This is a genomic window from Sulfitobacter sp. LC.270.F.C4, assembly GCF_032922545.1.
Lineage (GTDB): Bacteria > Pseudomonadota > Alphaproteobacteria > Rhodobacterales > Rhodobacteraceae > Sulfitobacter > Sulfitobacter profundi.
Map to the genome: position 1 here is coordinate 647438 of NZ_CP136692.1, position 22230 is coordinate 669667.

Sequence of the window (22230 nt, forward strand, 5' to 3'; positions counted from 1 at the left end):
ACAATTTTGTAACGCTTTCAAGAAATTTTGAGCGGCGCATTCGACCATGTCAGGGCTTGATTTGGCCCCCATCAGGGTCAACTGTAAAGCCATGAGCATAGAGCCCCCATCGCCGATCACGGCCTTCGAGCGCCCCGCGGAACAGGTCGCATTCCACCGCACGGAACTGTCGCTGATCCTATCGCTTTATGGCCGGATGGTCGCCGCCGGAGAGTGGCGCGATTATGGGATTTCCCACCTTAAAGAAGTGGCGGTCTTTTCAGTCTTTCGGCGCACGGCGGAGATACCGCTTTACCGGATTGAAAAGCGGCCAAAGCTGCGCAACCGCCAAGGCATGTATGCTGTGGTGGGCACCGGCGGGCAGGTGCTGCGCCGGGGCCACGACCTTAAGGCCGTGCTGCGGGTGTTGGAACGCAAGCTGATCCGGTCGGTGGATTAAACGCCGGGGCGGCGATGTGCAGTCACCGGCCCGTCGCCAGCGGCTTCGATCCGGGCGATGGCATCGGTGATGTTTTCATAGCTCACGGCCATCGCGTGGGCATTGGCGTGGATCATCGTTTCGGCATCGACCACCAACGCGACATGGCCTTTCCAGAACAGCAGGTCGTTGCGTTGGTAGTCACCGTCGACCGGCGCGCCCACGGTGCGCTCCTGCTGGTGGCTGTCACCGGGGCAGGGGATGCCGCAGGCCAGCAGCGCCGCCTGCACGAGACCGGAACAATCAATCCCCCAGCGGCTGTTGCCGCCCCAAAGGTAGGGTGTGCCGAGGAACAGCGCCGCGATCTGCGCGGGGTCGGCCTCCTGGCGATCGATGGGGGCAAGGTGGCCGCGCGGGATATGGCCCTGAGGGGTCTCGGCAAAATCCTCGGACTCAGTAATGACCGTCACAAGCGCGCCGAAACTGAGGCTCAGCAGGTCGGGCGATTTCAGATCGGCGCTGGTATAGGCATGGGTGGCAGGCACGCACACGCGATGCGTAGCCTTGCGCGGTATGCTCAGCGCGCGTTGCAGGACGTAGCCGTAATAGCCATCCTTCTCGGCCTGCACATAGGCCCAGCCCGAAGCTTCATGCAGCACGGTCAACGGCTCACCAAACAACACCTGACGATCGCGTGGGCCGTCGGGACGGCGGAAGAGGTCTGCCACCGGCACCGCTACCTGCGCGGCGCGGCTTTGGCTCGCCAGCGCCGGGTCCGGGGTGAGACGTGGATCGCTCATGGCTTTAGCAGGGCTGGCAGCGCAGCATAGAGCGCGCGGGTGCCTTGGCCCGCGCCGCCTTTGGGGCGGGCGGGGGCGTCGGCGGGCTGCCAGCCGTAGATGTCAAAATGGGCATATTTGCTCTCGGTCACAAAGCGGCGCAGGAAAAGCGCTGCGGTGATCGACCCGGCAAAGCCGCCCTTGGGCGCGTTGTCGAGATCGGCAATGCCGGGCTCGATCAGCGCCTCGTAAGCGTCATGGAAAGGCATCCGCCAGACCGGATCGGCAGAGCCCGCAGCGGCGTCTTCCAAGGCCGAGACGAAAGCGGCATCGTCGCTGTAATAGGGCGCGAGGTCAGGCCCCACGGCGACCCGCGCGGCCCCGGTGAGCGTCGCCATCGAGATGATCTGATCCGGTTTGTCCTCATCCGCCAGCGCCAGCGCATCGGCCAATACCAGACGCCCTTCAGCGTCGGTGTTGTTAATCTCAACCGTCAGCCCCTTGCGCGAGGTCAGGATGTCACCGGGGCGGAAGGCGTTGCCGGAGACCGAATTCTCTACCGCCGGGATCAGCACGCGCAGCTGCACGGCCATGCCGGTGGCCATGATCATATGCGCCAGACCCAGCACGGCGGCGGCGCCGCCCATGTCCTTTTTCATCAGCGCCATGGACGCACCGGGTTTCAGGTTCAGCCCGCCGGTGTCGAAACAGACGCCTTTGCCCACCAGCGTCAGCTTTGGCCCCGTGTCGCCCCATGCCATGTCGATCAAACGCGGCGCGCGGTCGGCGGCGCGGCCAACGGTGTGGATCATTGGCAGGTTGTTCTCTAGCAGCGCATCACCGGTTGTGACTTCGATCTTCGCGCCATGCTGCTCGGCCAATTTGCGCGCGGCGGCTTCCAGATCGGGCGGCCCCATGTCAGAGGCGGGGGTGTTGATCAGGTCGCGGGTCAGCATTTCACCCGTGGCCAGCGCCGCGATCTGATCGGCGTCGATGCTTTTGGGCGCGACAAGACGGGCGGCCAGCGTGGTTTGGTCGCGGTAACGGTCGAAACGGTAGCCCGCCAGCAGCCAGCCAAGCGCCTCGTTCGCGGCTTGATCCTCTGGCAGGCCGCTTTCGATCCGGTAGTCCCCCGCAGGCAGGCGGGCGGCTGCGGCGGCAAGGTGAAAGCGGCCCCTGCGGCGCGCGGCTTCGGTGCCGTAGCCCGCCAATGCCAGCGCGGGGGTGCCTTCCTCCCCCGGCACCACAAGCGCCTGACCAAGAGCACCCGCAAAACCGCTGGCCTTGACCCATGCCTGCACCGGGCCGGGCTGATCGGCAAGCCAGCCTTCAAGCGCGGCCTCGCTCAAGACATGAAGCGGCAGGGCGGCGGCGGAGGGGGCGGCGAATTCGGCGGACATGACAAACCTTTGCAAATCTGGATTTGCGCGCAGCCTACCTTTTCCATCGCCACCCGCAAGCGGTCAGATCGTGATGTCGGGCAAGTCCCATATCGCGGTGAGCGACCGTTCCCCGCTGCGGATCAACCGCGACAGGGTGGCGGCGGTCGCGGTGTCATCCCCCGCGTCGATACAGATCACCACATCCGCCGCCACCCGTGCGACCAGCGCCATGCCGACCTGCTCTGCAATGGCGATCAGGCGGTGCACGCTTTTGCGCAGCCCGGCGCGGTCTTGGTCCTTGTGCAGCTTTTTGCAATGCGACAGGCGCAGGGCCAATTCCTCCATCGCGCGGCAGACGACATCTTCGGCGCCCACCTCCCCGAGTTGCGTGTAGAGCAGGCCAAGCCGCTCTTGATCGACATAGACCTGCTCAGTCGGGCGTATTTGCATAAGTTGCATTGGTATCATCCTTCAATCAGCCCCCACGGCCTTGAGACAATATGGCGCGGGAAGGTGTGCAAAGGGTTGCGATGGCTGTGCCTTTTCTCTCGAATTCGTATGGCATTTGCGCTATCTGCGCTAAAACCACATCACGCATTAAGGGACGTTTACACATGGACAAGGCCAAGGCTCTGCCGTCGTATCTGTTGCAACGCTATCAAGGGTGGAAGGCGACCGGCTATGCCGAGAACCAAACTTGGTACCGCCGATTGGCCGCCGAGGGGCAACGCCCGCGCGCGATGGTGATCTCTTGCTGCGACAGCCGCGTGCATGTGACCTCGATCTTCGGGGCCGATCAGGGCGAGTTCTTCATCCACCGCAATATCGCCAACCTCGTCCCGCCCTATGAGCCGGATGGCAAACAGCACGGTACTTCGGCGGCGGTGGAATATGCCGTCAACGCGTTGAAGGTCGCGCATCTGATCGTGCTGGGCCATTCCAGCTGCGGCGGCGTCGCGGGCTGCATCCAGATGTGCAAAGGCAACGCGCCCGAGCTTGAGAACCAAGACAGTTTCGTGGGCCGCTGGATGGACCTGCTGCGCCCGAAATACGAGACGGTTGAAAAGGTCGAAGACCCGGCAGAGCAGCAGCTTTTGCTGGAGCGTCAGGCGGTGATGACCTCGCTTGAGAACCTGATGACCTTCCCGTGGATCAAAGAAAAGGTCGAAGATGGCACGCTGAGCTTGCACGGCCTGTGGACCGACATCGGCGAGGGAAGCTTGGAATATTACGACGCCAAGGCGCAGACCTTCGAGCCGGTTTGAGCCCATCGCAGACGCATGAGACAGAGACGAAAAAGGGGGCCGTTTGGCCCCCTTTCTTATTCCAGAACTGCGACTGAACCTCAGCCCTTTTTCAGCACTTCGCGGCCCAGCAGTTCGGCGATTTGAACGGCGTTCAGGGCGGCACCCTTGCGCAGGTTGTCGCTGACGCACCACAGGTTGATGCCGTTGTCGATGGTGCTGTCCTGGCGGATGCGGCTGATGAAGGTGGCGAAGTCACCCACACATTCCACCGGCGTGACGTAGCCGCCGTCTTCGCGCTTGTCGATCACCATGAGACCCGGCGCTTCGCGCAGGATGTCGCGCGCTTCGGCTTCGTCGAGGTGGTCTTCGAATTCGATGTTGATCGATTCCGCATGGCCCACGAAGACCGGCACGCGCACGCAGGTCGCGGTGACTTTGATCGACGGGTCGACGATCTTTTTGGTCTCGGCGACCATCTTCCATTCTTCCTTGGTCGAACCGTCTTCGAGGAAGACGTCGATATGCGGAATCACGTTGAAGGCGATCTGCTTGGTGAACTTGCTGGCGGGCTTGTCATCGGTCGGGTTGTAGATGCTCTTGGTCTGATCCCAAAGCTCATCAATGCCTTCCTTGCCCGCGCCGGAAACCGACTGGTAAGTCGAGACGACGACGCGCTTGATCTTGGCGCGGTCGTGCAGCGGCTTCAGCGCCACGACCATCTGCGCGGTCGAGCAGTTGGGGTTGGCGATGATGTTTTTCTTGGAATAACCGTGCACGTCCTGCGGGTTCACCTCGGGCACGATCAGCGGCACGTCTTGGTCATAACGGTAAAGCGAGGAGTTATCGATCACCACGCAGCCCGCCTTGGCAGCGGCAGGGGCGTATTTCTTAGTCGCTTCCGAGCCCACGGCAAAAAGCGCCATGTCCCAGCCAGTGAAGTCGAAAGTGTCGAGGTCTTTGGTCTTGAGGGTCTTGTCCCCAAAGCTGATTTCCGAACCCAGCGAGCGGCGGCTGGCCAGAGCCACGATCTCGTCCACGGGGAACTGACGCTCCGCGAGGATGTTCAACATTTCACGGCCCACATTGCCTGTGGCACCGACGACGGCGACGCGATAACCCATCTGATTACTCCAGTCTGTCCAATTAAATTTGACGCCATTTAACGTGCCTGCGGGGCATTGGCTAGGGCCAGCCGCGCGCAGACCGGGCAGAGCGCCGCTCTGCCGGGGTTAAAGAACCTTGATGACGTCCTTGTTGATCGCCAGCATATAGCCACGCCGGGCGATGTTTTTGACCAGCAGTTCTGACACCAATTGATTGCCCAAGGTGTCGCGCAAACGCTTGATCCGCGTGGCCCCGGCGGCCTCATCACAGTCGGCGGCGTTGCGGCCCGATATCATGCCTTCGATCTCGGACCCTGACAGCACGTCATCGTCCATCCGCGCTTCGGCCAAGACAGACATCGTCTCCATCGCCGCTGCGGTCAGTTTGAAACCGAGGTTGTTAAGGTAAACGGTATTCTCTTCGCGGCTGATCAGCAGGGAATTCACCTGAATGCCGGTCCGCTCGATCTGCGCCATGCGGCGGTTAAAGCCGACCAGCATGAACAAAAACACCATCGCCGCGACCAGCATGGCGCTGGCAAAGACCAGCAGCACGACGATCACGATGCGGTAACTGGCCAAAGTCTCAGAAAAGGCGGTGCCGGACTGGGCGAGGATTTCGAGAAGCTTGATCTCGGCTTGGGTGGTCAGATCGTCATTCTCGATAAAGATCCGCTCGACCCGAGCGTTAAAGACGTTCGCATCCGGCAGCGCCCAAAGCAGGACAAGCGCCCCGACCAAAAGCACGGCGACCACGGCGGCGATGCCACCGATCACGAAACGCCCGCCAAATCTGCGCATGTCAGAAGCGGAGGTAGAATGTTCCTGCACTGTCTTTCCTTTGATCCAAGCCTTCGTCACCGAAGACAGACAGCACATTCAACAATGTCCAGCCCTCCGCTGCAAGACGCGGCGTGAGTTCGGTTTCGGCGGAGGCTGGCTCACAGGCCCCGGAAATCTGCGCCACCCCGTAATGGAGGCGCAGCGGATTGTCTTGCTTGGCCTTGTAATCGGCAAAGCATCCAGCCGTTGCCGCAGCGGGCAGGGCCAGTATGACCGCCAGCGCGGTCAGCAAGGAGAGACATGGGTTTGAGAGACATGGGTTTTTCATATGTTTTTAATGCGCTTTCGCCCGCTGTTATTCAATAACCAAGGCGTTTTGGGCGCCTTGTTATTGGATAACGCCCCCCTGTTATTGCCTGTCTTTGGCCCTCACCCCAATTTGGTGGCACCAACAGACACACGAACCGATACGCGGTCCCCGAGTTATGACCGCATACGATCAAGGGCGCAGCAACGCGCCGATAAACGAGAAGGGACCAGACCCATGTACCGCAAGTTCATTGCTACCATCGCCGCCGCAGCGGTTGCCATCACCGCTTTTGGTGCCCGCCCTGCCGCCGCCGATGAAAAGGAAGTGTTGCGCACCCTCGCCGCGATTGCGGGCGTCGCGATCGTGGGCAAGATGATCTACGACAACAACAAAGAGCGCAACGAGCGCGAGACGGTCACCCGCCGCCGTGCCGCCCCCGTCTATGAGGCGCCGCGCTATTACCCCACGGTTTCCAAGCGGCCGCACCAGCGCCCCTATATCGATCCGCGCCCCGAGCCGCACCGCAGCGCCCGGACCTACCCAGAGCGCGACCGCGCCACCTACCCCGAGCGCGAAGTGCGCCCCCTGCCAGAGCGGGTGGACCGCAAGCTGCTGCCGCAGCAGTGCTTCCGCAGCTATGACGGCGAAGACGGCAAGGTGATGATGTTTGGCGAGCCCTGCCTTGAAAAGAATTATTCCCAAGTCGACCGACTGCCCAACTACTGCGCCAAGCGCGTGAAGACGGCGGACGGCGCACGCTACGGCTATGATGCCCGCTGCCTGCGCGACTCGGGTTACAGCTTGGCCCGTCGGTAAATCCGGCGTGCCTTGACCGAGCGGCACGTCCCTGTCGCTCGGGTGTTGAAAGGGGGGGTGTTCGGGCGCCTCCCCTTTCTCTTTTTTTGTTGCACCTTTTCGGCGCATGCGGTTTCACCTCGCCCTATGATACCTGACTTTGAATTTGAACGCGGCGCGGCTGCCCGCGGCTTTCGCACCATCGCCGGGGTGGACGAAGTGGGCCGTGGCCCGCTTGCCGGGCCGGTCACCGCCGCCGCCGTGGTCTTTACCGAAGGGCAGATCCCCGAGGGGCTGAACGATTCCAAAAAGCTGACCGCCCGCGCCCGTGAACGGCTCTATGATGAGATCATGTCGGTGGCCGTGGTTTGCGTGGCCCATGCCACCGTCGAAGAGATCGAAGAACACAACATCTTGCGTGCCAGCCATCTGGCGATGACCCGTGCGCTTGCCGGATTGGACTGCGCGGCGGATTACGCATTGATCGATGGCAATATGCTCCCGCGCGATCTGAGCCTTCCGGCGCAACCTGTGGTGAAGGGGGACGCGCGCTGCCTGTCCATTTCGGCGGCTTCCATCGTAGCCAAAACCGTGCGCGATAACCTCATGGTGGATTTGGCGCAACAGCATCCCGGCTATGGCTGGGAAACCAATATGGGCTACGGATCGAAAAGCCACATGGCTGCCCTGCGGGATCTTGGTGTTACCCCACACCATAGACGTTTGTTCAAACCTATACACAATATCTTGTATCAAGCTAATTTGTTAACTGATTGATTCAAAAAAGAAATTGACCACGAATCTCTGATGGCCCATTTTATCCACAACCAATGAGCGCTTAAGCGCCGGGTAATGAGGCAGAGATATGAAAACGATGACAAAGGGCGCTGCGGCGCTTCCCTTGAACACTATTGTTGCGGGCGATTGCATTGAGGCAATGAACGCCCTTCCAGCAGAGTCGGTGGATCTGATCTTCGCGGATCCGCCCTACAACTTGCAGTTGCGAGGTGATTTGCATCGCCCGGACAACTCCAAGGTCGATGCAGTTGATGACGAATGGGACCAATTCGCCAGCTTTAAGGCCTATGACGATTTTACCCGCGCTTGGCTCAAAGCCGCACGGCGTTTGCTGAAACCCGATGGCGCGATCTGGGTGATCGGCAGCTATCACAACATCTTCCGCGTTGGTGCAGCGTTGCAGGATCAAGGTTTCTGGATCCTCAATGATGTGGTTTGGCGCAAGTCCAACCCGATGCCGAACTTCCGCGGCAAGCGCTTTACCAATGCCCATGAGACGATGATCTGGGCAGGCAAGAGCGAGAACAGCAAATACACCTTTAATTACGAAGCGCTGAAGGCGCTGAACGAAGGCATTCAGATGCGTAGCGATTGGGTGCTGCCGATCTGCACCGGCCATGAGCGTCTGAAGGACGAAGCAGGCGACAAGGCGCATCCGACGCAAAAGCCCGAAAGCCTGCTGCACCGCATCCTCGTTGGTTCGACCAACCCCGGCGATGTGATTCTTGATCCGTTCTTTGGCACCGGCACCACCGGCGCTGTCGCCAAGATGCTGGGCCGTGATTTTATCGGCATCGAGCGCGAGGAAGCTTACCGCAAGGTGGCCGAGAAACGCATCTCGATGGTGCGCAAGTTCGACAACGAAGCGCTGCAAACCACCACCTCCAAACGTGCCGAGCCGCGCGTGCCCTTCGGCCAGTTGGTCGAGCGCGGCATGCTGCGCCCGGGTGAGAACCTCTATTCCATGAATGGCCGCCATAAGGCCAAGGTCCGTGCCGATGGCACCCTCATTGGCAGCGATGTCAAAGGGTCGATCCATCAGGTGGGCGCGGCCTATGAGAAAGCGCCAAGCTGCAACGGCTGGACCTATTGGTGCTACAAGAAAGACGGCAAGAATGTCCCCATCGACATTCTGCGTCAGCAGATCAGGGCCGAGATGGCCAACTGATCTACTCCGAACAATCGAACACCGCCAGCACCCGTGGCCCCTCTGCGTGAGGGGCAGCCACACGGGTGCCTACCTTGACCCCGCCCCACGGCGGGGTTTTTTTGTTGGATCGGCCTAATTCACCCACCGCTTGCGGGCCTGAAACTCACGCAGCACGGCGTCAATATAGCGGGCATCGAAATCGGATTTATTCACCACGTAGAGCACCCCGGCAGAGGCGGCTTTTTCCCACATGCCGGGGGAGGGCCAATCGCTGACCATAATCACCGGCGTCTGTGCATGGCGGTCGTCGCAGGCCAGTTCCAGCGCGAAATTCGCACCCAACCCGTCGGGCAGGTTGTTGTCGAGCAGGATCAGCGCCTTGTCCCCCGCGCTTAGCGCCTTGCGCGCGGCGTCGATGCTGGGGGCGAACTCCACCCGCATCCCGCCATAGGCGCGGGCCAGAACGCGGCGCAGCCTCTCTCTGTCAAACTCACTGTCCTCGACGATCAGACAGGTGCCATCATACGCCGCCCCCGAGGGCGCTTGCTGTTGCTGCATCAATACCACTCCACTGGTAACAATCGCAGCCTATGTGACAGGCAAAGTTTAACTTTGCGTTGCCGCGCTCAGAGACGGGGCAGGGGATTGCTGGCTTTGTTGTAGGCTTTCCAGTCGGTGATCTCAGGGTAGTACATCTCGCGCCATTTGCGCACGCGCGGGTTCATGATGCGCCGCCACAGCGGGGGGACCATCGCGGCCATCGTCATCACCGGATAGCCATAGGGCAGCTGCGGCGCGTCGCCCGTACCATAGGTTTGCAAGACCGGGAAACGCCGATCGGGTTTGTAGTGGTGATCGGAATGGCGTTGCAGGTTGATCAACAGCCAGTTCGACGCTTTATGCGCCGCGTTCCAAGAATGGCGCGGCTGGACATGTTCGTATTTGGCCCCACCCAGATGTTTGCGCGTCAGCCCGTAGTGTTCAATGTAATTGACCAGCTCCAACTGCCAGATCGCGACCCCGGCTTGGACAAGGAACAGGCCCAGACCGCTCCACCCGCCCAAGACCAGCGCCAGCAGCAAAAAGGCGGCCTGTAGCGCCCAGTATTTGAAAAACGGATTGCCCGGATCGGTCCAAGGCAGCCCCTTGCGCGCCAGCATGTTTTTTTCCGCATGAAAGGCCGAGGTCAGCGACTCGCGCAGCACGCGGGGATAGAAGCGGTGGAACCCTTCGTTATAGCGCGCCGTCACCGTGTCACGCGGGGTGCCGACATGGCGGTGGTGCACCAGCAGATGTTCCGACCGGAAGTGAGAATAGAGCACCATCGCCAGCAAGCTGTCCGCCAAGAGGCGTTCGGTCTTATTCCGCTGGTGCATCAACTCATGGCTATAGTTGATGCCGATGGTGCCGGTAATCACGCCAACGCCAAAGAACAGGAATATCCGCTCCGCCGTGTCCAGATGCTCGGCCCGCGTGGCATAGTAGATCAGCCCAAAGACAGTGAGAAATTGCAGCGGGGCCCAGATTAACGTGACGAGGCGATACCAATAGAGATCATCCTCCGTCGCCTCCAGATCAGCGTTGTCGAGGTTCAGCCCCAGCACCGCGTCGAGCAGGGAAAAGAGATACCACGTCACCAGCGGCAGCAGCGCGATGGTCCAGCCGCCTTGCAGGGCACAAAACCACGCCAGCGGGATCAGCAGCAGCGACAGCCAAAACGGCAGGGCGCGACTGAGGCGGGCAAGGTCTTGTGGGGCGATGATGCGGTTCGGCATGGGGCACCTCATTGTTGTGCGCCAGATATACCGCAGATCGCCGGGGGTACAAAGCCTGACGCGGCGCTAGCGGGTCAGATCAAAAGCCTTGCGCATCACGGTGGGCAGATCGCTGGGGCTGAACTGGTTTTGGCCGATGAATTCACCGTTTTGCGGCGCGGTATCATGGCTGACACGCGCGTGCTGCACGGTCAACATCAGGTGAAAATGGGTAAAGGTATGGCGTACCTCGCCGGGCAGGGGCTGCCAATCGGCGGCCAGCGGCGGCGTGCCTTCGGGGCGCGGCTCTGCCGTATCGATCCAATCAGAACCGGGCCAACCAAGCATCCCGCCAAGCAGCCCTTTGTCGGGCCGTGTCTCGAGCAGCCACGCGCCATCCTCGCGCTGCGCCAGATAGACGGTGCCGTGCCGGATGGGTTTCGGCTTTTTCGGTATCTTCTTGGGCAAGAGCGCCGCTGTGCCTTCTGCCCGCGCGACGCAGGGCTCGCGCCACGGGCAGATGCCGCAGGCGGGGGACTTTGGCGTGCAGATTGTAGCGCCCAGATCCATCACGGCCTGGGCATAGTCTCCGGGCCGGTCCTGCGGGGTCAGCGCGACGGCCCGCGCCATCAACTCGGGCTTCGCAGCGGGCAGCGGCGTGTGGATGTCATAGACCCGCGCCATCACCCGCTCGACATTGCCGTCGAGCACCGCATGGGGCAGATCGAATGCGATGGAAGAAATCGCCGCTGCCGTATAGGGCCCGATTCCCGGCAGTTTCAGCAACGCATCATGATCCGCAGGGAAGCTGCCGCCATGGTCCGCCACCACCACACGCGCGCATTTCAACAGGTTGCGGGCGCGGGCGTAATAGCCAAGCCCCGCCCATTCGGCCATCACATCGGCATCTTCAGCCGCAGCAAGGGCCGCCACATCCGGCCAGCGGGCGGTGAACCGCGCGAAATAGTCCTTCACCGTGGCCACGGTGGTCTGCTGCAACATGACCTCGCTCAGCCAGATGCGGTAGGGATCGGGCGTGACACCTGCCATCCGGTCGTGCGGCGGCACCCGCCACGGCAGGGCGCGGGCGTGGGTGTCGTACCATTCCAGCAGGATCGGCGGCAGCTTGCTGACGGATGTATTCTCACGCAATGTTTAAGCCTTTCCACAGGGCAGGGGCTGGTGACGCTGGGGCAAATGGTTATGTATGTCAGCACATTCGGGAAACAAAGCCATGCCGCCACGTCGTACGACTACAAAAGGGTTCAAACGCACCGACAGCCTGCTCTCGCAGCAGATTCGCAAGGCGAGCGAGACCCGTGGCTTCGCGCAATCGCGGCTGCTGACCCATTGGACCGAGATCGCAGGCGAAGCAACTGCCGCCATCTCGCGCCCGGTTGAGGTCAGCTATGGCCGCAAGGAAGGCATCGGTGCCACGCTGACCCTGCTGACCACCGGGGCCAATGCGCCCATGCTGGAGATGCAAAAAGAGCAACTGCGCGCGCGGGTCAACGCGGTCTATGGCTATAACGCGATCGCGCGGGTGCGCATCACCCAGACGGCGGCGACCGGCTTTGCCGAAGGGCAGGTGGCGTTTGACCATAAGCCCAAGGCCGAAAAGGCCGCTCCGAGCCCTGCATTGCAACGCAAAGCAGCCGAAGCCGCTCAGCCCGTGGCCGACGAAGGGCTGCGCGAAGCCCTTGCACGTCTGGGCGAGAACATATTGAACAAGAACCAAAGCTGACCACCTAAAGCTGACGTAACAGACAAAGGAACATCTCATGAATCGCAGAAACGTAATCCTTGGCGGTCTCGCCACACTCGGCGTCGGTGGCTGGTTTGCCGCAAGCAGCTTCGGCTCTTCCCCCCTTGGCAGCACCGCGCTGACCCCCTTTGTTGGTGCTGCGAACGCGCAAACGACCGAGGGCGATGTGGATACCTCCGGCATCACCGAGATGGCCATGGGCGACGAAAACGCGCCGGTCACGATGATCGAATACGCCTCCTTCACCTGCCCGCATTGTGCGACCTTCCACAACGACACCTTCAAAAAGCTGAAGGCTGATTACATCGACAGCGGCAAAGTGAAATTCATCTACCGCGAAGTCTATTTCGACCGCTACGGCCTCTGGGCCTCCATGGTGGCGCGCTGCGGCGGGCAAGAGAAATTCTTTGGCATCGCTGACCTGATCTACAAATCGCAAAGTGAGTGGACCCGCGCGGGCGAGCCTGCGGCCATCGTCGACGAGCTGCGCAAGATTGGCCGTCTGGCTGGCCTTGATAACGAGACGTTGGACGAATGCCTGAAAGACGGCGCCAAAGCCGAGGCGCTGGTGGCATGGTACACCGAGAACTCCAAAGAGGATGATATCTCTAGCACGCCGAGCTTCGTCATCGACGGCAAGAAACACTCGAACATGTCCTATGCCGACATGAAAGAACTCCTCGACGACGCGCTGGCGGGCTAATGACCGCCCCGCTTGCAGGACTGAAAGTCGTCGAATTGGCGCGTGTTCTGGCCGGCCCTTGGGCCGGTCAGACACTCTCGGACCTCGGATGTGAGGTGATCAAGGTGGAAAGCCCGGCGGGGGATGATACCCGCCAATGGGGCCCGCCCTTTGTGACCCGTGACGAGGATGTGACCGCTTCCTATTTCCACTCGACGAACCGGGGCAAAGCCTCTGTCACCGTGGATTTCCGGACCGAGGAAGGTCAGGCGCAGGTCAAGGAACTTTTGGCCGACGCGGATATCCTGATTGAGAATTTCAAGACTGGCGGATTGGCGAAATACGGGTTGGATTATGCCAGCCTGTCTGCGCAGTTCCCCAAGCTGATCTATTGCTCGATTACGGGTTTCGGTCACACCGGGCCTTATGCGCATCGCGCGGGCTATGATTTCATCATCCAAGGCATGTCGGGCCTGATGTCGATCACTGGCGAACCGGACGGCCAGCCGCAGAAATCCGGCATGGCAATCACCGATATCTTCACCGGGGTCTATGCCAGCACCGCGATTTTGGCCGCCGTGCACCAGCGTCACCAAACCGGCGTGGGGCAACATATCGACATGGCGCTTTTGGATTGTGCCGTGGCGATCACTGGCAATCAGGCGATGAACTACCTCACCACCGGCAAGGCACCGACACGGATGGGCAATGCGCATCCGAACCTGACGCCCTACGAGGTGTTTGAATGTTCCGATGGGCATCTCATCATCGCCACGGGCAATGACGGGCAATATCAGCGCCTGTGTCAATTGCTGGGGCTGGATGACATGGCCACCGCGCCGGAATACCTCAAGAACGCCGACCGGGTCGCCAACCGGCCCGAGATGATCCGCCGCCTGACCGGGGCGACCCGTCTGCGCAGCCGCGATGACCTGCTCGCCGCCTGTGAGGCGCATGGCGTGCCTGCTGGGCCGATCAACGATATGTCCGATGTCATGGCCGATCCGCAGGTCGTGGCGCGGGGCATGCAGATTGAGCTTGATGGCGTGCCGGGGCTGCGCTCGCCCTTTACCTTTTCGGGGGCTGAGCTTTCGTTGCACCGGCCCGCACCGAAATTGGGCGAAGACAACAAGGCCTAGGGCGGTGGCAGCCTGTCCAGCGCGGCGTGCAGCGCATTGCCTTCGGGCAGGGACAGGCGCACCGGCAGGGTCAGCACCTTGGCGCGGAACTCCATCGGCAGGCGCACGGCGTCTTTCTCGGTGGTGACAAGCTGCGCGCCGCGCATCGCGGCTTCGGTCTCTAGCCTCAACATCAGCCGTGGCGTCAGCGGCTGATGATCCTCTAGCGCTTCGGCATGGAGGATCGTGGCCCCCAGCCCGCGCAGCGTGGCGAAAAACTTCTCAGGGTGGCCGATGCCTGCAAAGGCGAGCACTTGGGAATCCGACCAATCCATCCCAGTCTGCAGGGGCGCGAGTTCGGCGCGTGCATGGGGCAGATCGGTGTTCGGTAGCCTTGCTGCAAAAGCTGCCTGCGCTGCGTCAGCCCCAATCGACAACAGTAAGTCAGCCCGCGCCAGCCCCGCCGCGACAGGCTCACGCAACGGCCCGGCAGGCAGGCACAGGCCGTTGCCGAAACCTTTGACCGCGTCCACCACCACGATGCTCAGAACCTGCACCAGCGCGGGGTTCTGAAAACCGTCATCCAGCACCACCACCGTGGCCCCCGCCGCTTCGGCGGCCTGCGCCCCCGCCGCGCGATCCCGGGCGACCCAGACATCGGCAAAGGCGGCGAGCAGCAGCGGCTCGTCCCCCACCTCATCGGCGCTGTGCTGTACGGGGTCGACCCGCACCGGCCCCTCCAGCGTGCCGCCATAGCCGCGTGAGACGACATGCGGGCGATGGCCGCGCTCTAGCAGATATTGCAGCACCGCCATCACCGTGGGCGTCTTGCCGGTGCCGCCCGCGTTGATATTGCCGACGCAGATCACCGGGATATCCAAGCGCAGCGGCGTGCCGCTGGCCAGCCGCCGCGCGGTGGCAGCGGCATAAAGCGCGCCCAGTGGCTGCAGCAACCGTGCACGCCAATCGGGTCGGGGCTGATGCCAGAAATCAGGCGCGCGCATTTGAGGCTCCCGCATGGTCGTCGAGGCTGTCTTGGATCAATTCGATCACCCTGTCGGCCAGTTCGGCCCCCTCGCTGATCACGTCCCAGCCCGCGTGGGCCATGGTCGCCGCCTGATCCGGTGCGATCAACCGCGAGACCGCATTGCCAAGCGCACCCGCATCGTTGACGATCCGCGCCGCCCCCGCCGTGGCAAGCCGCCCGTAGGACGGCAGAAAGTTCCGCACCTTGGGACCATAGAGCACGGCAGACCCAAGCGCTGACGCCTCGAAGGGATCGCAGCCGCCATGGCCCGACACCAGCGAAGAGCCAAGGAACGACACGGGTGCGACGCGGAAAAACAGCCCCCGGTCGCCGGGGTCATCGGCCACCATGACTTGAGTGGTTTCATCGGGGTAGGGATCATCCCCCCACCGCATCGCGGTGAATCCCCGCGCGCGGGCGCGTTCATAGGCGATATCGGCGGTAGGGTAGTCATGGGTGTGCAGGATCAGCAGCAACCGGTGCGACAGACGCAGCGCTTGGCGGTGAGCGGTCAGCACGACGGGTATCTCTTCGGGCAGGATTTGTGTCGCATACCAGACCGGGCGACCGACAAGGCAGGCCGACATATCCGCCAGATCCGTTTCCGCGCAGCGCAGCGCTTGGCCGCCCGTCAGCAGTGGCGAAGTCACCTCTCCCTTGCTGCGCGGCAGGCCCAGTTGCACCAGACGGCGCAGCACGGCCGGAGAGCGGGTGAGCACCTGATCGAAGGCGGACAACAACTGTCGGGTCACATCGGGCATCCAGCGGTCCCGGCGACCATCGAAACCAGCGCTGTCGGCGTCGATCATCATCATCGGGCAGCCGCGCGCCGCGGTTTCCAACACCAGATTGGGCCTCAGCCCACCCCATGTCCACAGGCAAAAGCCGGGGCGCCAATGGTCAAGGAACCGCGCCACATTCTCGGGATGTTCACTGGGGGCGGGAAGGATGAAAAGATCGCGGGTGTCGGTCGGCGGGAGGTCTTGGGTGGCCGCGCTCTCCGAAAGGGTCACCAGCACCGCGACGCGGTCGCGCATCGCCATCAGACGTTTGGCAAGGTCGAGCACGGCCAAGACATTGCCCGCCTCGGCGGCATGCATCCAAACCAGCTCACCCTCGGGGCGCGCGGCATGGGGCGCTGCGTCTTCGGCCCCGCCCCGGCGCACAAGGGCGCGATAGGCTGCAAGCCCCAGCGACCGCGCCGCCATGGTGGTTTATTCCAGCTCTTCGGTGGGCGAGGCCGAGGTCTCTTCGTCGCGCAGGCGGTGCAGATGCGCGATGAAATAGCGCATATGGGCGTTATCCACGGTTCGGTGCGCTTCGGATTTCCATGCGTCATAGGCGCTGGCGTAGTTGGGGAAGATCCCGACGATATGGATGTCGTCGACGTTCTTGAAAGCGTTCTTGGTCGGGTCGACAAGTTCGCCACCGAAAACAAGGTGCAGGCGTTGGGTCATGGAGCTGTCCTTTGATCTGTCAAAGCTGCGGTGCTGCGCATAGTGCCTAGCAGATGGGGCCGGTCACGCAAGGGCGTCGATCAGCGCGCGCTGCACCATAGGGCCACCCGCAACGATGCCATCCACGCGCGGGTCGGGGTTGTTGAACCTGAGCGGCGCGCCAGTGGCGGTTGTACAGGTGCCGCCCGCCTCGGCCACGATCAACGTGCCTGCGGCGATGTCCCATTCCCACGTGCGGCGCAGGGTGATCATCGCGTCAAACGATGCATCCGCCACCAGTGCCATGCGGTATGCGAGCGAGGGACGGTAGCTGCGTTTGAACACAGGCGGTGCGCCGCCGTGCCAGCGTTCTGCCACCAGCGCGGGCCGCGCGGCGAGGACGGTCGCGTCGGCCAGATCGCCGATCTCTGAGGTGCGGATCGGCGTGCCGTTCAGCGTCGCCCCACCGCCCCGGCTGGCAGCGTAGAGCATGTCGCGCATCGGCAAGTAGACCACCGCCGCCGTAACCTCACCCGCCTCGGCCACCGCCAGCGAATGCGCCCATGTGTCGGAACCTTCGACAAAGCTGCGGGTGCCGTCGATCGGATCGATGATAAAGACCCGTTCATGCCCCAGTCGGTCGGTATTGTCCTCAGTCTCCTCAGAGAGCCAGCCATAGCCGGGCCGTGCGCCGCGCAGTTCCGCGAGCAACAGATCGTTCACCGCCAGATCGGCCTCGGTCACCGGGCCTGCGTTGTCGGGCTTGTCCCAGCGTTTGGCCGTGGCCCCGACAAAGCCGCGCGCAACCGCACCTGCCTTAAGGGCGGCGTCGATCAAAAGGGAGAGGTCGTCCTCAGGCACCGGCAAGGGTCATTCCCGGTACCAGCAGAGAGGGCACAACACGGCTGAGATGTCTGCGGGCATCATTGGCGGGGATCATCGCCCGCAGCATCTCGCGCAGATTGCCCGCGATGGTGCATTCGTTGATTGCATGGGTGATCTCACCATTCTCGACCCAAAGGCCCGAAGCTCCGCGCGAATAGTCGCCCGTATTGGGGTTGATCGTGCTGCCGATCATCGAGGTCACCAAAAGCCCGGTGCCCATCTCAGCGATCAGATCGTCGCGGCTGGCCTCACCTTGGGTCAGCGCGATGTTCCAGTTCGACGGCTGCGGGCCAGAGCCGGGGCCCCGCGCGGCGTTGCCGGTGGGGGTAAGCTCCAGCTTGCGGGCCGTGGCAAGGTCGAGGGTCCAGCCTTGCAGGATGCCTTTTTCAACGATGGCGCGTTGCTGGGTCGGCAACCCTTCGGCATCGAAAGGACGTGAGCCGGTGGCACGGATGCGGGACGGGTCTTCGATCAGGGACAAACCTTCGGGCAGCACCTGTTCACCCATCTCATCGCGCAGGAAGGACGCCCCGCGCGAAATCGCCTGACCGTTGATCGCGCCCAGCAGATGCCCGATCAGCGACGCGGCGATGCGTTCGTCAAACAGCACCGGATAGCTGCCGGTGGGCGGCTTGCGGGCATCGAGCCGCGCCAGCGCGCGTTCGCCCGCGCGGGTGCCGATCTCTTGCGCGTCGCGCAGGTCGGCCTGAAAGATGCGGCTGTCGCCGTCGTAGTCCCGCTCCATCCCCGTGCCGCTGCCCGCAATGGCAACGCAGGACAGCCCGCGTTCACTGCGGGCATAGCCGCCCTCAAACCCGTTGGTCGCCGCGAGATGGATTTTCTGTGCGCCATAGCCAGCGCCTGCGGATTGCACTTGGCTCACCCCTTTGACGGCCAGCGCGGCGGCTTCGGCGCGGGCAGCGTCATCTTGCAGGGCTTCGGGGGAAGGCTCTGGCGCGGGGTCGCAAAGCTCTAGCCCTTCCGCATCGCGGCGGGCAGAGAGTTGAGCGGGATCGGCCAGCCCCGCATAGGGGTCTTCGGGTGCTTCGCGGGCCATGGCGACGGCGCGTTCGGCCATCTCTTCAATCGTGCGCGCGGAGGTATCGGAGGCCGAGACATTGGCCGAGCGTTGCCCGACAAAAACCCGCAGCCCGATGTCCGTTCCTTCAGAGCGTTCGGCCTGTTCCAGCGCCCCGCCGCGCACTTCGATTGAGACGGAGCTTGCCGTGATCGCCATGGCATCGGCCGCATCCGCACCGGCCTTGGTGGCCGCCTGAAGGAGGGACTTGGTCAATGCATCAAGGGCGTCTGGCATGGTCTGGCTCCTTTTGGGGTTGGAAAAGGGGTAATCCCCCGCCCCGAGAGGGGCAAGGGCCGCGCTGTATTTTCCCACGCGGAAAGGGCGCGGACCAAGGCCGCGTCGGTTGTTATTTGATCTGCTGACCGTTGGCGAGGATGCCGCCCTCTTCGGTGAACTCGATTCTGGAGGTCAGGGAATCTTCGCCTTCGCCCGGGACGGTAAAGAGCCCCATCATCATCCGCGCGCCCAGTGCCTGCTCCTGTGGGATCAGCCCCATGGTCACCAATTTGTCGAGCAAGGCCACGCCGCCGATCAACGACAGGTCCAGCGCGCCGACGGGCTTTGGCATGCCGGGCACGGTTTGCATGTCTTCGTTGTCAAAGGTGATCGCCCCCGTGGCATCGAACTCGGCCCCTGCTACGTCAAGCGTGACTTCGTTTACGTTCAATTCGTGAATTTCGCCCGGTGCCTCATCGCCCATGGTGGCGGTGACTTCGGGGTCCATCAGTTCAAACAGCAACTTGGCCTTGCCCGACAGGTCCACGACCAAAGTTGCCGGGTCGCGAGGCAATTGGCCGGTGGGGTCAAAGATGCCCCAGATCATGTCCGACATCTTGAAGCTGTCGAGCTTGACGCCAAAGGCAAAGTCCTGCGGCTCTTCGGACTTCATCACCGGCATTTTCAGATTAAACGCACTTTCCGCCATGCTGAACTGGATCGGGAAGGGCATGTCGGCGGCGGTGACGCTGACTTCGATGTTCTGCTGGCCACCGTCATAGGAGAGCCCTTCGGGCCCCATCGCCACGCCCAGCTTCGCCCCGGTTGAGCTTGAGGCCAGCTGAAACTCTCCATTTTCGGGGTCAGAGACTTGCATGTCGGTGCGGCCTGCGCCAGCGGTAAAGCTGCCGTCAAAGGTCAGACCTTCGCGCATCATCGCGGCCACGTCGGCGCCTGCGTCGATCATCGGCAGCGTGCCGCTGCCGTCAAAGACCACCTGATCCACGCCGCCCTTCACGGCGACACGGGCAGGGTCTTCGGGGGTTTTCATCACCACGTCATATTGCAGGCTGTCGATGCGGCCCGACTGGTCGTAGCGGCGCGTATCGGTCCCGGTCATTTCGGTCCGGCTGCTGACGCCGCTGCCGGTCAGGGTGAACTTGGCTTCTTCTTCGGTATAGCTTTCTTCGCCGACCTTGAGCCCCGCAAGCGTGAGCGAGATGCTGTCGGCGGCATAGTCATACTGCAGCGCCTCAGCGCTGCCGCTGGCGCGCATCACCGGGGCGGTCTGGGCGTAGTTCAACACCATCGACACCGGTTCATCCTCGGGCGTTTCGGGCGCGACGTTGATCGTCATCGGCATGACATTGGGCATGCGGATATTGACCGCGCCGTCACCTTCCGGCTCGAAACGCAGCGTGCCGAGCGACAGGGAAAAATCGCCACCCTCTTCGGCCATGTCCATCTTCAGGGTCACATCGCTGACGGTTAGGTCCGCGCCGTCAAAGGCTTCGCTCGCCTCAACCTGATAGCCCATGCTCTGCATATACTGGCGCCAATCGCCCCAGACTTCGGCAGGGGTCAGGTCGGCCCAGAGGGGCGTCGAGGCCAGCGTGACCGGCAGGGCGAGAAGCAGCGACGCTGTGGGGATGCGAGACATCGGAAATTCCTTTTCGGCAATGAGTTGTGCATAGGGTCTGCCAATCCCCGCGCAGGGTCAAGCGACGCGAGGCTGGACCCGGGTTGATCGGCAGATTACCACAGCCTCCAAGTAATGTACAAAATTAGCGGAAGGATCACCCCATGGACATGACAGGCAAGACGATCATGATTACCGGTGCCAGCCGGGGCATCGGCGCCGCCGCCGCGCGGGTTTTCGCCGAGGCAGGCGCCAATGTCGCCCTGTTGGCGCGCAGTCAGGATGCCATCGCCGAATTGGCCGGAGAGTTGGGCAATCGCGCCATCGCCATCCCCTGCGATGTGACCCGCTATAACGAGATGACCTCTGCGGTTGAGACAACGCGCCGGGCGTTTGGCGGGCTGGATGTGCTGATCAACAATGCAGGCGTGATCGATCCGATCTCGCTCATGGCAGAGGCCGATCCGTCGGATTGGGCCAAGGCGATCAACATCAACGTGACTGGCGTCTTTCACGGCATGCGCGCGGCTCTGCCACTGATGAAGGAAAACGGCGGCGGCACGGTGCTGACGATCTCTTCGGGGGCCGCGCACAACCCGGTGGAGGCATGGAGCCACTACTGCGCCTCCAAGGCGGCGGCGAATATGCTGACCCAGTGTTTGCACCACGAGGAGGGCGGCAACGGCATCCGCGCCATCGGTCTGTCGCCGGGCACCGTGGCCACCGACATGCAGCGCGACATCAAAGACAGCGGCGTGAACCCGGTCAGCCAGCTTGACTGGGACGTGCATATCCCCGCCGATTGGCCCGCGCGCACGCTGCTGTGGATGTGCGGCCCCGAGGCGGATCGTTTCCTCGGCGATGAGATTTCCCTGCGGGATGAGGGCATCCGCAAGGCGGTGGGCCTCATATGATCGAGCTTGACCGCGCGGGCGACATCTGGACCGTCACGATCAACCGCCCCGACAAGGCCAATTCCCTGACCCATGCCATGCTGGTCGAACTCGCCGATATCATGGAGGAGGCACAGGCCGCCCGCGCGGTGATCCTGACCGGTCGCGGCAAGGTGTTCAGCGCGGGGGCCGATCTTGACGAAGCCCGCGCGGGACTGGCGAAATCGGATGTTTGGGAGCGTCTGTCGGGCGCGGTGGCGGCGCTGCCGGGGCTGAGCATTGCCGCGCTCAACGGCACGCTCGCAGGCGGTGCGATGGGCATGGCGCTGGCCTGCGATCTGCGCATCGCGGTGCCGGGGGCGAAATTCTTCTATCCGGTGATGAAGCTCGGGTTTCTGCCGCAGCCCTCGGACCCGGCGCGGATGGCGGCGCTGATCGGCCCTGCGCGGACCAAGCTTTTGCTGATGGGCGGGCAGAAGATCACGGCGGAGGAGGCGCTGACCTTTGGCCTGATCGACCGCCTTGTCGAGGCGGAAGAACTGCAGGATCACGCGCTGGCGCTGGCCGCCGATACGCTGGCTGCGCGGCCCGAAATCGCGCAGGAAATCAAACGGATGTGCAGCCCCGCCTAACGCTTGCGCGTGCCACCCGGCACTTTGGAACGAAAACCGGGCGGGCGTTTCGCCACCCATGCGGCGAATTTGGCCAGCCTCGGATGGCCACGCAGCGCTTCAGGCGTGTTGTAGTGCCGCGCCAACTCAGTCTCGGTAAGAGCGGCGTGCACCTCGCGGTGGCAAATGTGGTGCATCAGCACCGTCGGCCCCCCCTTGCCGCCGCGCAGCTTGGGGATGAGATGATGCAGGCTCTGTGGCACATCCCGAGGAATGGGCCGGTGGCAGAGCGGGCAATCTGGCAAGTCCTCGCCTTCGGTCACGGTCCTCCCTTTCGCTTGCATTGCAGGGCCACGGC

At 62.7% G+C, this 22230-nt stretch carries 26 protein-coding genes; 10 read left to right on the forward strand and 16 right to left on the reverse strand.

Annotation, left to right across the window (positions count from 1 at the left end):
* Positions 1–91 precede the first annotated feature (91 nt).
* Positions 92–439, forward strand: coding sequence for a DUF2794 domain-containing protein (locus tag R1T45_RS06975; RefSeq protein WP_067622201.1), 348 nt, complete (start codon positions 92–94; stop codon positions 437–439).
* Here the strand turns inward: R1T45_RS06975 and R1T45_RS06980 are convergent.
* The 3 genes from R1T45_RS06980 to R1T45_RS06990 all read right to left on the reverse strand — a co-directional run bounded on the left by R1T45_RS06980 (position 436) and on the right by R1T45_RS06990 (position 3038).
* A complete protein-coding gene (locus R1T45_RS06980; RefSeq protein WP_317390484.1) occupies positions 436–1218 on the reverse strand; it encodes a C40 family peptidase in 783 nt (260 codons plus the stop codon). The two genes, R1T45_RS06975 and R1T45_RS06980, sit on opposite strands and share 4 nt — an antisense overlap.
* Entirely contained in the window at positions 1215–2597 is a 1383-nt protein-coding gene (locus R1T45_RS06985) for a leucyl aminopeptidase family protein (RefSeq protein ID WP_132444101.1), read from the reverse strand. The genes R1T45_RS06980 and R1T45_RS06985 overlap by 4 nt, the downstream gene beginning before the upstream one ends.
* 63 nt (positions 2598–2660) lie before the next feature.
* The gene (locus R1T45_RS06990) at positions 2661–3038 is read right to left on the reverse strand and encodes a hypothetical protein (RefSeq protein ID WP_120349985.1); all 378 of its coding nucleotides are present in this window, start codon (positions 3036–3038) and stop codon (positions 2661–2663) included.
* A gap of 155 nt (positions 3039–3193) precedes the next feature.
* On the opposite strand from R1T45_RS06990, the gene R1T45_RS06995 reads away from it, so the two are divergent.
* On the forward strand, positions 3194–3844 hold the full coding sequence (locus R1T45_RS06995; RefSeq protein WP_067942032.1) for a carbonic anhydrase: 651 nt from the start codon (positions 3194–3196) through the stop codon (positions 3842–3844).
* 80 nt (positions 3845–3924) lie between these two features.
* Here R1T45_RS06995 and R1T45_RS07000 read toward each other — a convergent pair whose 3' ends face one another.
* The 3 genes from R1T45_RS07000 to R1T45_RS07010 all read right to left on the reverse strand — a co-directional run bounded on the left by R1T45_RS07000 (position 3925) and on the right by R1T45_RS07010 (position 6040).
* Positions 3925–4947, reverse strand: coding sequence for an aspartate-semialdehyde dehydrogenase (locus tag R1T45_RS07000; protein WP_067623574.1), 1023 nt, complete (start codon positions 4945–4947; stop codon positions 3925–3927).
* A gap of 108 nt (positions 4948–5055) precedes the next feature.
* On the reverse strand, positions 5056–5730 hold the full coding sequence (locus R1T45_RS07005; protein ID WP_082849503.1) for a transcriptional regulator: 675 nt from the start codon (positions 5728–5730) through the stop codon (positions 5056–5058).
* A gap of 1 nt (position 5731) precedes the next feature.
* Positions 5732–6040, reverse strand: a complete 309-nt coding sequence (locus R1T45_RS07010; protein WP_120349986.1) for a hypothetical protein — start codon at positions 6038–6040, stop codon at positions 5732–5734.
* A 216-nt stretch (positions 6041–6256) separates the two neighbouring features.
* On the opposite strand from R1T45_RS07010, the gene R1T45_RS07015 reads away from it, so the two are divergent.
* From R1T45_RS07015 to R1T45_RS07025, 3 genes are all read left to right on the forward strand, one after another.
* On the forward strand, positions 6257–6838 hold the full coding sequence (locus R1T45_RS07015) for a hypothetical protein (protein WP_317390485.1): 582 nt from the start codon (positions 6257–6259) through the stop codon (positions 6836–6838).
* A gap of 126 nt (positions 6839–6964) precedes the next feature.
* The gene (locus R1T45_RS07020) at positions 6965–7594 is read left to right on the forward strand and encodes a ribonuclease HII (protein WP_317390486.1); all 630 of its coding nucleotides are present in this window, start codon (positions 6965–6967) and stop codon (positions 7592–7594) included.
* Positions 7595–7682: 88 nt separating this feature from the next.
* Positions 7683–8783 carry a site-specific DNA-methyltransferase gene (locus R1T45_RS07025; RefSeq protein WP_067942027.1) on the forward strand — a complete coding sequence of 367 codons (1101 nt, stop codon included), beginning with the start codon at positions 7683–7685 and terminating at the stop codon, positions 8781–8783.
* A gap of 114 nt (positions 8784–8897) precedes the next feature.
* Here R1T45_RS07025 and R1T45_RS07030 read toward each other — a convergent pair whose 3' ends face one another.
* The 3 genes from R1T45_RS07030 to R1T45_RS07040 all read right to left on the reverse strand — a co-directional run bounded on the left by R1T45_RS07030 (position 8898) and on the right by R1T45_RS07040 (position 11671).
* Positions 8898–9323, reverse strand: a complete 426-nt coding sequence (locus R1T45_RS07030) for a response regulator (protein ID WP_120349989.1) — start codon at positions 9321–9323, stop codon at positions 8898–8900.
* Between the two features lie 68 nt (positions 9324–9391).
* Entirely contained in the window at positions 9392–10540 is a 1149-nt protein-coding gene (locus R1T45_RS07035) for an alkane 1-monooxygenase (RefSeq protein WP_120349990.1), read from the reverse strand.
* A 66-nt stretch (positions 10541–10606) separates the two neighbouring features.
* The gene (locus R1T45_RS07040; protein WP_317390487.1) at positions 10607–11671 is read right to left on the reverse strand and encodes an A/G-specific adenine glycosylase; all 1065 of its coding nucleotides are present in this window, start codon (positions 11669–11671) and stop codon (positions 10607–10609) included.
* Between the two features lie 82 nt (positions 11672–11753).
* Here R1T45_RS07040 and R1T45_RS07045 point away from each other — a divergent pair, with 82 nt between their 5' ends.
* The 3 genes from R1T45_RS07045 to R1T45_RS07055 are packed head-to-tail and all read left to right on the forward strand — an operon-like array spanning position 11754 to position 14105.
* Positions 11754–12263 (forward strand): DUF721 domain-containing protein, encoded by a 510-nt coding sequence (locus R1T45_RS07045; RefSeq protein WP_132444104.1) that lies wholly within the window; start codon positions 11754–11756, stop codon positions 12261–12263.
* A gap of 37 nt (positions 12264–12300) precedes the next feature.
* Positions 12301–12987, forward strand: coding sequence for a DsbA family protein (locus R1T45_RS07050; RefSeq protein ID WP_317390488.1), 687 nt, complete (start codon positions 12301–12303; stop codon positions 12985–12987).
* A complete protein-coding gene (locus R1T45_RS07055) occupies positions 12987–14105 on the forward strand; it encodes a CaiB/BaiF CoA-transferase family protein (RefSeq protein WP_317390489.1) in 1119 nt (372 codons plus the stop codon). The genes R1T45_RS07050 and R1T45_RS07055 overlap by 1 nt, the downstream gene beginning before the upstream one ends.
* On the opposite strand, the gene lpxK is transcribed toward R1T45_RS07055, so the two are convergent.
* The 6 genes from lpxK to R1T45_RS07085 all read right to left on the reverse strand — a co-directional run bounded on the left by lpxK (position 14102) and on the right by R1T45_RS07085 (position 20389).
* Positions 14102–15088, reverse strand: a complete 987-nt coding sequence (lpxK, locus tag R1T45_RS07060; RefSeq protein ID WP_317390490.1) for a tetraacyldisaccharide 4'-kinase — start codon at positions 15086–15088, stop codon at positions 14102–14104. The two genes, R1T45_RS07055 and lpxK, sit on opposite strands and share 4 nt — an antisense overlap.
* Positions 15075–16319 (reverse strand): 3-deoxy-D-manno-octulosonic acid transferase, encoded by a 1245-nt coding sequence (locus R1T45_RS07065; protein WP_317390491.1) that lies wholly within the window; start codon positions 16317–16319, stop codon positions 15075–15077. The genes lpxK and R1T45_RS07065 overlap by 14 nt, the downstream gene beginning before the upstream one ends.
* A gap of 6 nt (positions 16320–16325) precedes the next feature.
* Positions 16326–16568, reverse strand: coding sequence for a DUF4170 domain-containing protein (locus R1T45_RS07070; RefSeq protein ID WP_132444107.1), 243 nt, complete (start codon positions 16566–16568; stop codon positions 16326–16328).
* Positions 16569–16631: 63 nt separating this feature from the next.
* Positions 16632–17408: a 3'(2'),5'-bisphosphate nucleotidase CysQ gene (locus R1T45_RS07075; RefSeq protein WP_317390492.1), complete on the reverse strand. Its 777-nt coding sequence runs from the start codon at positions 17406–17408 to the stop codon at positions 16632–16634.
* Positions 17401–18747 (reverse strand): TldD/PmbA family protein, encoded by a 1347-nt coding sequence (locus R1T45_RS07080; protein WP_317390493.1) that lies wholly within the window; start codon positions 18745–18747, stop codon positions 17401–17403. The genes R1T45_RS07075 and R1T45_RS07080 overlap by 8 nt, the downstream gene beginning before the upstream one ends.
* Positions 18748–18859: 112 nt before the next feature.
* Entirely contained in the window at positions 18860–20389 is a 1530-nt protein-coding gene (locus R1T45_RS07085; RefSeq protein WP_317390494.1) for a DUF2125 domain-containing protein, read from the reverse strand.
* Between the two features lie 143 nt (positions 20390–20532).
* On the opposite strand from R1T45_RS07085, the gene R1T45_RS07090 reads away from it, so the two are divergent.
* Together R1T45_RS07090 and R1T45_RS07095 are read left to right on the forward strand one after the other, a co-directional pair.
* Positions 20533–21282: an SDR family oxidoreductase gene (locus R1T45_RS07090; protein ID WP_260011209.1), complete on the forward strand. Its 750-nt coding sequence runs from the start codon at positions 20533–20535 to the stop codon at positions 21280–21282.
* Complete coding sequence (locus R1T45_RS07095) at positions 21279–21893, forward strand: enoyl-CoA hydratase/isomerase family protein (RefSeq protein ID WP_132444111.1); 615 nt, start codon at positions 21279–21281, stop codon at positions 21891–21893. The genes R1T45_RS07090 and R1T45_RS07095 overlap by 4 nt, the downstream gene beginning before the upstream one ends.
* On the opposite strand, the gene R1T45_RS07100 is transcribed toward R1T45_RS07095, so the two are convergent.
* Positions 21890–22195, reverse strand: a complete 306-nt coding sequence (locus tag R1T45_RS07100; RefSeq protein ID WP_240791559.1) for an HNH endonuclease — start codon at positions 22193–22195, stop codon at positions 21890–21892. The genes R1T45_RS07095 and R1T45_RS07100 overlap by 4 nt on opposite strands.
* Positions 22196–22230: the final 35 nt, after the last annotated feature.